At 72.8% G+C, this 9,699-nt stretch carries 12 protein-coding genes, 1 pseudogene and 1 riboswitch; of the genes and pseudogenes, 6 read left to right on the top strand and 7 right to left on the bottom strand.

Going from position 1 to position 9,699, the window contains the following annotated elements:
- The 3 genes and pseudogenes from FAF44_RS49400 to thiO all read right to left on the bottom strand — a co-directional run.
- Window positions 1–371 (bottom strand): annotated as a pseudogene (locus tag FAF44_RS49400) (thiazole synthase); the annotation flags it as partial.
- A 40-nt stretch (window positions 372–411) separates the two neighbouring features.
- Window positions 412–612 carry a sulfur carrier protein ThiS gene (gene thiS / locus FAF44_RS49395; protein WP_237110417.1) on the bottom strand — a complete coding sequence of 67 codons (201 nt, stop codon included), beginning with the start codon at window positions 610–612 and terminating at the stop codon, window positions 412–414.
- Window positions 609–1,733, bottom strand: a complete 1,125-nt coding sequence (gene thiO / locus FAF44_RS49390) for a glycine oxidase ThiO (protein ID WP_308193534.1) — start codon at window positions 1,731–1,733, stop codon at window positions 609–611. Before thiO ends, thiS begins: the two co-directional genes overlap by 4 nt.
- A riboswitch (TPP riboswitch) is annotated at window positions 1,723–1,839 on the bottom strand. Its footprint overlaps the gene before it by 11 nt.
- A 53-nt stretch (window positions 1,840–1,892) precedes the next feature.
- Between thiO and FAF44_RS49385 the strand changes: the two genes are divergently transcribed.
- From FAF44_RS49385 to thiE, 3 genes are read left to right on the top strand one after another with little or no spacing between them, the layout of a single operon-like run.
- Window positions 1,893–3,062: an NAD(P)/FAD-dependent oxidoreductase gene (locus FAF44_RS49385; protein WP_272896104.1), complete on the top strand. Its 1,170-nt coding sequence runs from the start codon at window positions 1,893–1,895 to the stop codon at window positions 3,060–3,062.
- 30 nt (window positions 3,063–3,092) lie between these two features.
- On the top strand, window positions 3,093–3,467 hold the full coding sequence (locus tag FAF44_RS49380) for an Rv2175c family DNA-binding protein (RefSeq protein WP_237110414.1): 375 nt from the start codon (window positions 3,093–3,095) through the stop codon (window positions 3,465–3,467).
- Entirely contained in the window at window positions 3,445–4,083 is a 639-nt protein-coding gene (thiE, locus tag FAF44_RS49375; protein WP_237110413.1) for a thiamine phosphate synthase, read from the top strand. The genes FAF44_RS49380 and thiE overlap by 23 nt, the downstream gene beginning before the upstream one ends.
- Before the next feature lie 79 nt (window positions 4,084–4,162).
- Here the strand turns inward: thiE and FAF44_RS49370 are convergent, their stop codons facing one another.
- Window positions 4,163–5,230: a polyprenyl synthetase family protein gene (locus FAF44_RS49370; RefSeq protein ID WP_237110412.1), complete on the bottom strand. Its 1,068-nt coding sequence runs from the start codon at window positions 5,228–5,230 to the stop codon at window positions 4,163–4,165.
- A gap of 93 nt (window positions 5,231–5,323) precedes the next feature.
- Here FAF44_RS49370 and metF point away from each other — a divergent pair, with 93 nt between their 5' ends.
- Window positions 5,324–6,244, top strand: a complete 921-nt coding sequence (metF, locus tag FAF44_RS49365; protein ID WP_237110411.1) for a methylenetetrahydrofolate reductase [NAD(P)H] — start codon at window positions 5,324–5,326, stop codon at window positions 6,242–6,244.
- Window positions 6,245–6,407: 163 nt separating this feature from the next.
- Here metF and FAF44_RS49360 read toward each other — a convergent pair whose 3' ends face one another.
- Together FAF44_RS49360 and FAF44_RS49355 are read right to left on the bottom strand one after the other, a co-directional pair.
- Window positions 6,408–6,980: a GNAT family N-acetyltransferase gene (locus tag FAF44_RS49360; RefSeq protein WP_237110410.1), complete on the bottom strand. Its 573-nt coding sequence runs from the start codon at window positions 6,978–6,980 to the stop codon at window positions 6,408–6,410.
- Between the two features lie 10 nt (window positions 6,981–6,990).
- Window positions 6,991–7,467: a YbaK/EbsC family protein gene (locus FAF44_RS49355; RefSeq protein ID WP_237110409.1), complete on the bottom strand. Its 477-nt coding sequence runs from the start codon at window positions 7,465–7,467 to the stop codon at window positions 6,991–6,993.
- Window positions 7,468–7,584: 117 nt separating this feature from the next.
- Between FAF44_RS49355 and FAF44_RS49350 the strand changes: the two genes are divergently transcribed.
- Window positions 7,585–8,376, top strand: coding sequence for a L,D-transpeptidase family protein (locus tag FAF44_RS49350; RefSeq protein ID WP_237110408.1), 792 nt, complete (start codon window positions 7,585–7,587; stop codon window positions 8,374–8,376).
- 19 nt (window positions 8,377–8,395) lie between these two features.
- Here the strand turns inward: FAF44_RS49350 and FAF44_RS49345 are convergent, their stop codons facing one another.
- On the bottom strand, window positions 8,396–8,797 hold the full coding sequence (locus FAF44_RS49345) for a helix-turn-helix domain-containing protein (protein ID WP_237110407.1): 402 nt from the start codon (window positions 8,795–8,797) through the stop codon (window positions 8,396–8,398).
- 81 nt (window positions 8,798–8,878) lie between these two features.
- Here FAF44_RS49345 and FAF44_RS49340 point away from each other — a divergent pair.
- The coding region (locus FAF44_RS49340; protein ID WP_237110406.1) for an NmrA family NAD(P)-binding protein at window positions 8,879–9,699 on the top strand (821 nt) is incomplete at its 3' end.

Genomic DNA, 9,699 nt, shown 5'->3' with positions numbered 1-9,699 from the left:
CGCCGCGCCAGCGCCGGGTCGTCGCCGATGTACGGCAGCACCACGAAGCCGTCGGCCACCAGCCGCTCGGCCGCGTCGAACGTCTCGATCGGGTCGGGCAGCAGCGTGCGCTCGTCGGCGATGACCTCGAGCTTGACCCAGTTCGTGCCGAGCGCCTCCCTGGCCAGCCGGGCGGTCAGCACGGCCTCGCCCGCGGTGAAGCAGCCCGCCGTGTTCGGCAGCACCTTGATGTCGCGCTCGCGCAGCACGTCGAGGACGGAGCCGCGCGCGCCGGGATCGAGCCTGCGCATGGCCACGGTGGTCAGCTCGGTGCCGGACGCGGCCAGCGCCTGGTCGAGCACCTCCAGCGACGGGGCGCCGCCGGTGCCCATGATGAGCCGGGAGGAGAACTTCTCCCCGGCGATGATCAGCTCATCCACCCTGCACCGCCGTCAGGACCTCGATACGGTCACGGTCGCGCAGCGCCGTGCTCTCCCAGGCGCCGCGCGTGACCACCTCGTCGTTCACGGCCACGGCCACTCCGGTGGTGGCCGTGGTCAGCGTGTGGACGGCCTGCGCCACGGTCGTGCCGTCGGCCACCTCGTGTGCGGACCCATTGATGGTAACAATCATGAAATTTCCCGAAATCTCCCTGGGGCGCACAGCGCCGCCAGCTCGCTCTCCTCGCCCAGCAGGATCGCGGTCGTGAGCGGGGCGAGCAGCACGCCGCCCCGGTGGTGCCCGGTCGCGTACGCCAGCCCCGGCGTCCTGCCCGGCCCGATCAGCGGCAGGTTGTCCGGCGTGCCCGGCCGCAGCCCCGCCACCACGTCGGCGACCTCCAGCTCGGTGACGCCCGGCACCAGCTCCCTGGCGTCCCGCAGCAACTCGTAGAGCCCGCCCGCCGTCACCCTGGTGTCGAACCCCATCTCCTCCTGCGTGGCCCCGACCACCAGCTCGCCGTCGCCCCGGGGGACCAGGTAGACGGACGAGCCGTGCACGGTGCCGCGCACGCACCGGCCGAGCAGCGGCCGATCGGAGCGCAGCCGCAGGATCTGCCCCTTGACCGGACGCACCGGCGCCTCGGCCAGCTCCGGGCTCCACGCCCCGGCCGCCAGGACCACCCGCTCGCCGCGTACCTCGCCCGCGTCGTGTGCCTCCTCCGGGGACGGCGGCGCGAGGCGCACGCCCGCGACCCGGCCGCCCTCGCGCAGGAGCCCGGCCGCGCGGGCCCGGACCACGGGCACGCCCCGCCGCTCCAGCGCGGCCAGCAGCGCGGCCGTCACGCGGCGCGGGTCCACCCACGCGTCGCCGGCCGCCAGCACGCCGCCGCGCACGGACGGGGCCAGCATCGGCTCCAGCCGCCGGCACTCGCGCCCGGTCAGCCGGTCAACCTGAAGCCCCAGATTCTCCATGTACGTCGCCAGCTCGCCCAGCGCCGCCATGTCGTCGGCCCCGAACGCGACGTCGAGCGTGCCCTCCGAGCGCAGGTCCAGCCCCCGCGCGCCGGCGGTCAGGCCGGCGTCGGCGGCCAACTCGGCGGCGAAGGCGGGCCAGCGGCGCAGCGCGGCCACCCCCAGCCGCAGCAGCGGTCCCTCGGTGTAGGTCACCTCGCTGACCGGCGCCAGCATCCCCGCCGCCGCCCACGAGGCGCCCCGGCCCGGAGCCGGATCCACGACGGTGACGGGCCGCCCCTCGCGCGCCAGCCGCCAGGCCACCGAGAGCCCGACGACACCGCCACCCACGATCACATCCACCTGCGCTCCCTTCGCCGGCATGATCCGGATCAGGTGTCTTGCGGTCGAAGGCCCGATGCAGCCTTCCTCTCAGCCCGGTTACGGCCGGACTCCCGCGCGTCTAACGTCCACAGCCTAACGGCCTCGCCGCCACGACCCGGCACGGCCCCCGCTATGGTCATGAACGTGAACCGAGTCGTGGTGGTGGGAGCGGGCCTGGCCGGAGTACGCACGGTGGAGGCGCTGCGCGGGCGCGGCTACACCGGCGGCATCACGCTGATCGGCCAGGAGCGCCATCGGCCCTATGACCGCCCGCCCCTGTCCAAGTCGGTGCTGAAGGGCGAGGCCGACGACAGCTACGTCGGCACCGACCTCGACACGCTGGGCGTCGAGTTCTGGCCGGGCGTCAGCGCCAAGTCCCTGCGCGCCGGCACGGTCGAGACCACCGAGGGCGAGGTCGGCTACGACGGCCTGGTCATCGCCACCGGGGCCGACCCGATCCGGCTGCCCGGCGACGGCCCCCAGCACGTCCTGCGTACCCTCGACGACGCCCACGAACTGCGCGCCATGCTCGTCCCCGGGGCGCGTGTCGCGATCATCGGGGCCGGCTGGATCGGCGCCGAGGTCGCCACCGCGGCCCTGCGCGCCGGCTGCGCGGTGACCGTCATCGAGGCCGGCGCCGCCCCGCTCGCCACCGCCGTCGGCGCGGAGCTCGGAGGCCGCACCCTGCCCTGGTACGACGGCATCGACCTGCGGCTCGGCGCGATGGTCGACTCCGTCGACGAGGGCGGCGTGCGGCTGGTGGGCGGCGAGTTCGTGCCGGCCCACGTGGTCGTCACCGGCATCGGCGTACGGCCCGCCGTCGAATGGCTCGCCGACGCCGACATCGACCTGCACAACGGCGTGGTCACCGACGAGCACCTGCGCGCCTCGCTGCCCGGCGTCGTCGCGGTCGGCGACTGCGCCGCCTGGTGGTCGCGCCGCTGGCGCACCAGGCTGCGGGTGGAGCACTGGGACACCGCGCTCAACGCCCCCGAGGTCGCCGCCGCGACCCTGCTGGGGGAGGAGGCCGTCTACAACCCGGTGCCCTACTTCTGGTCCGAGCAGTTCGGCCACATGCTGCAGTACGCCGGTCACCACCCCGCCGGCGAGCGGCTCGTGCACCGCGGCGAGCCCGACGGCAAGTGGTCGGCCCTCTGGCTCACCGCCGACGACACCCTGGCCGCCGTGCTGGCCGCCGACCGGCCGCGCGACCTCGTCCAGGGCCGCCGGATCATCGAGGCGGGCTCGCGTCTCGACACCCGTCGCCTGGTAGATCCACAGGTCTCCCTACGGGATTGTGTTGTTTGAGCAAGCGCGCCATGTGGTAGTTGTGGTTTCGTGACGCTTTCTGTTGCACAGATCGACCGGGAGACCGAGCAGCTCGTCGACGAGTGGCTCTCTCTCCCCGAAGTGGCCACGCGCCTCGACCTTCCGATCGGGCGGGCCAAGCAGCTCCTACGGGATCACAAGCTCCTCGGCGTGCGCCGGGGCAGCGGCGGGCCACAGGTGCCCGCGGTGTTCATCGACGGAAAGGACGTGATGAAGGGCCTGCCCGGCACACTGACCGTGTTGCTGGACGCCGGCTACGACGATGTCGAGTCGCTGAGATGGCTCTTCACCCCAGACGAGACCCTGCCCGGGTCGCCCATCGAGGCGATCAAGGCCGGCCGTCATACCGAGGTCAAGCGGCGTGCCCAAGCCCTCGGTTTCTGAGGCCCGCCTCTATCTCTGCACAGACGGCCGCCGCGACCGCGGCGATCTGGCGGAGTTCCTCGACTCGGTGCTGGCCGCGGGTGTGGACATCATCCAACTGCGGGAGAAGGGCCTGGAGGCTCGCGAAGAACTCGCGCTCCTCGAAGTCTTCCGCGACGCCTGCGACCGGCACGGCAAACTACTGGCCGTCAACGACCGGGCGGACATCGCCTACGCCGCCCGGCCCGACGTGCTCCACCTGGGGCAGGACGACCTTCCCGTGATGGTCGCGCGAGAGATACTCGGCGACGACATCGTCATCGGACGGTCCACCCACTCCACCGCCGAGGCTTCCGCCGCGGCCGTGGAGGCGGGCGTCGACTACTTCTGCTGCGGCCCCACCTGGCCCACACCGACCAAGCCGGGCCGCCCGGCTCCCGGCCCGCCGCTGCTGCGGCACGCGGCGTCGCTGGAGACCACGCGGCCGTGGTTCGGCATCGGCGGCATCGACCTCGGCAATCTCGACGAGGTGATGTCGTACGGCGTGCGGCGGGTGGTGGTGGTCCGCGCGATCACCGATGCCGACGACCCCGGCGCGGCGGCGGCGGAGTTCGCGAAGCGGCTGTCGGCCGGCTGAGCACCGGGGCGCCCGCCATCTGCCGCGGGCGCCTCCGTCGTCTCCTCGCCCGCGCTCGCGGCCTGATCTTCCGAAGAGGTCAGGTCTTGCGGGACGTGGCGGCGATGGCGAGGTCGGTCAGGGCGGCGCGGGCCTCGGGTGTCACCGGGGCCGACTCGAGGGCGGCCAGCGCCTGGCCCAGGTAGTCGCCGATCAGGTCCTCGCACTCGCGCAGCGCACCGCTGTCCTCGATGATCTGCCGCAGCGTCGCGACCCCGTGTTCGTCGAGCCCGGGGTCGCCCAGCAGCCGCCGGACCGTCTGCGCCTGCGCGGGCGGGGCGCCGGCCAGCGTGCGGGCCACGAGCATCGTGCGCTTGCCCTCCCGCAGGTCGTCGCCCGCGGGCTTGCCCGTCTGCGCCGGGTCGCCGAAGACGCCCAGGATGTCGTCGCGGAGCTGGAAGGCGATCCCGACCCGCTGCCCGAAGCCGGTGCACAGGTCGTCCATCCACGGTTCGAGCCGGCCGCCGGCCAGCACGAGGCCGAGCCTGAGCGGCTGCTCCACCGAGTACCTGCCGCTCTTGTACAGCGCCACCCGCAGCGCCGACTCGAACGTGTTCTCCCCGTTCGCCTGCTCCAGCAGGTCGAGGTACTGGCCGCACATCAGCTCGCTGCGCATGTGGTCGTGCACGGGCTGGGCCGCCCGCAGGGACTCGCGGGGCAGGTCGCTGGTCCGCCACATCTCGCCCGACCAGAGCAGCAGCAGGTTGCCGAGCAGGATCGCGGCGCCCTCGCCGAACTGGCGCGCCGAGCCGTACCAGCCGGAGCCCTCGTGCATCGCCTCGAAGCGGCGGTGCGCGGACGGCATGCCCCGGCGCAGGTCGCTCTTGTCCATCACGTCGTCGTGGACGAGCGCGCTGGCCTGGAGCAGCTCCAGTGAGGCGGCGGCGGTGAAGACGCCGGGCACGTCGGTGCCGCCCGCCCCGCGCCAGCCCCAGTAGCAGAACGCCGGCCGCAGCCGCTTGCCGCCCGACAGCAACGCGTCGGCGGCCGCCCGCAACGGCGCGAACTCGGGGTCGCCGGACGCGGGTAGCTGCCGTTCGACGAACTCGGCGAGGGCACGCTCCACCTGCGCGCGCAAAGTGTCCATGGCGGCGGCGTCAGTGGTCATGCCATGAGACTAGTGGTCGCGGCGACGGGTCGGATCTCGCGGTCTTTGCTTCGGGCTCCGTTGGTTCCTGAGCCGTGACGGTACCCTTGCCCCATGGCGCTTGGTCGATCCTCCATCCGGCCCGATCGTGTTCCCACCGTCCGCGAGTTGCTCGCCGCCGGTGGCCGGTCGTTCTCGTTCGAGTTCTTCCCCCCGAAGACCGACGAGGGCGAGCGGCAGCTCTGGCGTGCGATCAGGGAACTGGAGTCGCTGCGGCCCACCTTCGTGTCGGTGACGTACGGCGCGGGCGGCTCCACCCGCGACCGCACGGTCGACATCGTCGAGCGGATCGCGCACGACACCACACTCACGCCCGTGGCGCACTTCACGGCGGTCAACCACTCCGTCCGCGAGCTGCGGCACCTCGTGGGGCGCTTCGCCGACGCCGGGGTGCGCAACGTCCTGGCCGTGCGGGGCGACCCGCCGAACGACCCGATGGGCGAGTGGGTGCCGCATCCCGAGGGCGTGCTCTACGCCGAGGAACTGGTGCGGCTGGTCCGGCAGGCGGGCGACTTCTGCGTCGGCGTGGCGGCCTTCCCGTTCAAGCACCCGCGCTCGCCGTCCATCGAGTCCGACACCGAATACTTCGTCCGTAAGTGCGAGGCCGGGGCCGACTACGCGATCACCCAGATGTTCTTCCAGGCCGACGACTACCTGCGGCTGCGCGACCGGGTGGCGGCCCGTGGGTGCGAGACGCCGATCATCCCGTGCATCATGCCGGTCACGCAGATGAGCACGATCGCCAGGTCGGAGCAGCTTTCCGGAGCGCCGTTCCCGCCCGACGTGGCGGCCAGGTTCGAGGCGGTCAAGGACGATCCGGCCGCGGTGCGGCGGCTGGGCATCGAGCACGGCGTCGAGCTGTGCCAGCGGCTGCTCGACGAGGGCGCGCCGGGCATCCACTTCATCACGTTCAACCGGTCGAGCGCCACGCGCGAGGTGTTCCTGCGGCTGGAGCGGGTGTCGGCCTCGGCGTGAGGCCCGGCCCGTGATCGCCCGCCACCCGCCCGCAGGGGGATCGGGCGGGTGACGGGCAGGCGACAGTAGCCGACTGGTAAAGGGTCAGTTACTTTCTGTCATGAATGGTGCCCCGCGTCATGCGGGGTAAACCCGCAGGTCACGGCTTTGCCATGAGATTTTTTCAGGTCAGGGGGAGCGGGCGGCCCGCGATCGCGTACTCGTCCGAGCCGCCCGGGAAGACGAAGCGCGTCAGCAGGTCGGCGAAGCCCATGCTGGCGTAGAGGTGACGGGCGGCCGTGGGCCGGTCGTGCGTCGACAGGATGGCCGAGTACTCGCGGCGGCCGGCGCACAGGGCCCCGATCATCGCGCGGCCGACGCCCTTGCCCTGGTAACCGGGGTGCACGTGCACCTCGGCCAGTTCGAACGCGCGCCGCATCCAGGCGCGGGCCGCCTCCTCGCCCAGCCGGTCGGCCAGGCCCCGGAGGACGACGTCGTGCCACCACTGCCCGGGAACGCCCCGGAACCCGTACGCGAAGCCGACGGTTACGGGTTCGGCTGACGCCGGATCTGGGGATGAATCACGCAATTCCGCGAAATAGCACTGAAAAAAGGGATAAGTCGCGTGATTTCGCATGATGGTTTTGCGGCCGGAGATCTGGTCCACCGGCGGGTCCATGGCCGCCGTGTAGATGTCGATCACCGTCTCCAGCCGCTCGACGAAGTCGGCCGGACCGGCCCTGCGGAACTCGATCACCCGTCGCACCCTACTCGACGTCCACCGGCGCACCCCCGGTGATGCGCACGAGCTCGTCGAACGTCGTCGGGAACACGGTGTGCGGATGCCCGCCGGCCGCCCACACCACCTCGTGCTTGCTCAGCCAGGTGTCCACCAGCGTGCGCACGGGCGCGGGATGCCCGACCGGCGCCACGCCGCCGATGGGCTGGCCGGTGGCCTGCCTGACGAACTCCGGCGTCGCCCGGCGCACCCGCTCCACGCCCGCCGTCCGGGCGATCAGCTCGACGTCCACGCGGTGCGCGCCGCTGGTCAGCACGAGCAGCGGCGCGCCGTCGGCGTCGAAGATGAGGCTGTTGGCGATCGCGCCGACCTCGCACCCGAGCTGCGCCGCGGCGGTCGCGGCGGTGGGCGCCTTCTCGGGCAGCACCACGATCTCGCCGGCGGCCCCGAGCCCGCGCAGCGCGGATTCCACGATGACGGCATTCGCCGGCAACTGTTCAGACATGGAGACACTCTAAACAGATTGACACCCCGATTACCCATTCATGGCGAGTGGTGTAGGGTCCCCTGATCTGATCTTTAGCAGAGGTGGTACACCGTGCGGGTACGACGGCTCCCCGGAGTGGCTGCTCTTCTGACGGCCGGCGCGGTCGTCGTCTCCGGCTGCGGCGCGCAGCCGACCGGGCTCCGGGCCGCGGCCCCGCTCCCCACGCCACCGCCGGCCGCCGCCCAGCAGGGGCCGTCCGCGGTGCCCGCCGAGACCGTCACCGCCCCCCGCAAGACCCTCAAACTGGGCGCGAAGGGCAAGTCCGTCACCTGGCTGCAGAAGCGGCTCTCCCAGCTCGGCTACCGCCCCGGCAAGGCCGACGGCCAGTACGGCGGCACGACGCTGGCCGCCGTGTGGGCCTTCCAGAAGGTCAACGACATCAGGCCGACCAGCACCGTCGCCCGGCGCACCTGGGACGCCCTGGAGACGCCGAAGGCCCCGAGGGTCCTGGCCAGGAACGGCAAGCCGACCCGCGCCGAGATCAACCTGACCAAGCAGATCATGGTCCTGTACGTCGGCGGCGAGGCGAAGCTGATCACCCACATCTCCTCCGGCAGCGGCGTCCCCTACTGCGAGACGGCCACCTGGCAGGGCAAGGAGCAGCGCTTCTGCGGCTCGGCCCGCACGCCGACCGGCGACTACCGGACCACGTGGCGGGTGAGCGGCTGGCACCGGTCCTACCTGGGCGAGCTGTACAACCCGATCTTCTTCAACGGCGGCATCGCCTTCCACGGCGCGCTGTCGGTGCCGCTGTACCCGGCCTCCCACGGGTGCGTGCGGCTGCCCATGAACGTGGCCTCGGTGCTGCCCGGGATGCTGGGCAAGGGCGTGCCGGTGCACGTCAGGGGCGCCTACCGGCGCGCGTGAGCCGTACCGGACGGCGCGGCTAGCTCTCGCCGGGGTGGGCGCCGTCCCAGCGGGCGCGGGCGTCGTCCATGGCCTGCTTGTGCTCGCGCGACCAGTCGGCCAGGCGCGCCACGGTCTCGGCGAGGCTGCGGCCCATCGGCGTCAGCCGGTACTCCACCTGCGGCGGGATCGTCGCGTACGCCGTCCGCTGGGCCAGCCCGTCCCGGCACAGCCGTCGCGTCGTGAGCGTCAGCATGCGCTGTGAGATGCCGGGGACCGCCCGCTGCAACTCCCTGAACCGCCGCGTCCCCTTGGCCAGCTCCACGATCACCAGCACCGTCCACTTGTCGCCGAGACGGTCGAGCACCTCCCGGATCCCGCAGTCGTCGTCCCCGCAGGGGCCTTCGGCCTGGGGGGTTACCTCCGTGTGCGCGACAGACATGAAAGTGCCTCCTTACGGCGGGCGCGCGGGCTCGCCCATGCTGGGTCCGCTGCACCTGGCAGATCCACATTAGGGGGACTCATGATCGTGGTCACAGGCGTGTCCGGCGCGCTGGGCGGATCGATCCTGGACGGCCTGCGGGCCGTCGAAGGGCTGGAGGTGGCCGGGGCGAGCAGCTCCGGCGACGGGCGGGCGGTCCGGCACGCCGACTTCGACCGTCCCGAGACGCTGGAGGCGGCGTTCTCGGGCGCCCGGGTGCTGGTGTTCGTCTCGGCCGGTTACGCCGAGGACGACGTCGTGCTCGCCCGCCACGGCGCGGTCGTACGGGCGGCGGCCGAGGCCGGCGTCGAGCACGTGATCTACACCAGCCTGGCCGGGTCCGGCGAGCGGCTCACGATCGCCCTGGCCCACCGCTGGACCGAGGAACGGCTGGCCGCGGCCCCCTTCGACGTCACCGTGCTGCGCAACGGCCTGTACGCCGAGATCCCGGCGCAGCTCGCCGCGAGCGGCGTCCCTCTGGCGGCCGGCGGCGGCGTGTTCGCGGCTCCGCTCGGCGAGGGCCGGGTCTCGGTGGTGGCCAGGGACGATCTGGCCGCCGTGGCCGTGCGCGTGGCGGCCGAGGCGTGGCACGACGTCGTCGCGGGACGGGCCCGGCGGCACGCGGGACGGACGTACGAGCTGGCGGGGGTGGCCTCGGTCGGCGGTCACGACCTGGCCGAGGTGCTCTCCGAGGTGCTGGGGCGGCCGGTGGCCTACCTGGCGGTGCCGCTGGGGCAGGCACGGGCGGCGCTCGGCGGGCTGCCGGCCTACCAGGCGGGCCACACGATCTCGACCTTCGCCAACGTCGGAGCCGGGCTGCTGGAGGCGGAACGGAGCGACCTGACCGCCTTCCTGGCCGCGCC

Source organism: Nonomuraea sp. MG754425, from assembly GCF_021699195.1.
Taxonomy (GTDB): Bacteria; Actinomycetota; Actinomycetes; order Streptosporangiales; family Streptosporangiaceae; genus Nonomuraea.
Note: the sequence above shows the minus strand (reverse complement) of the source record. Positions and strands in the feature narration are given on the sequence as shown.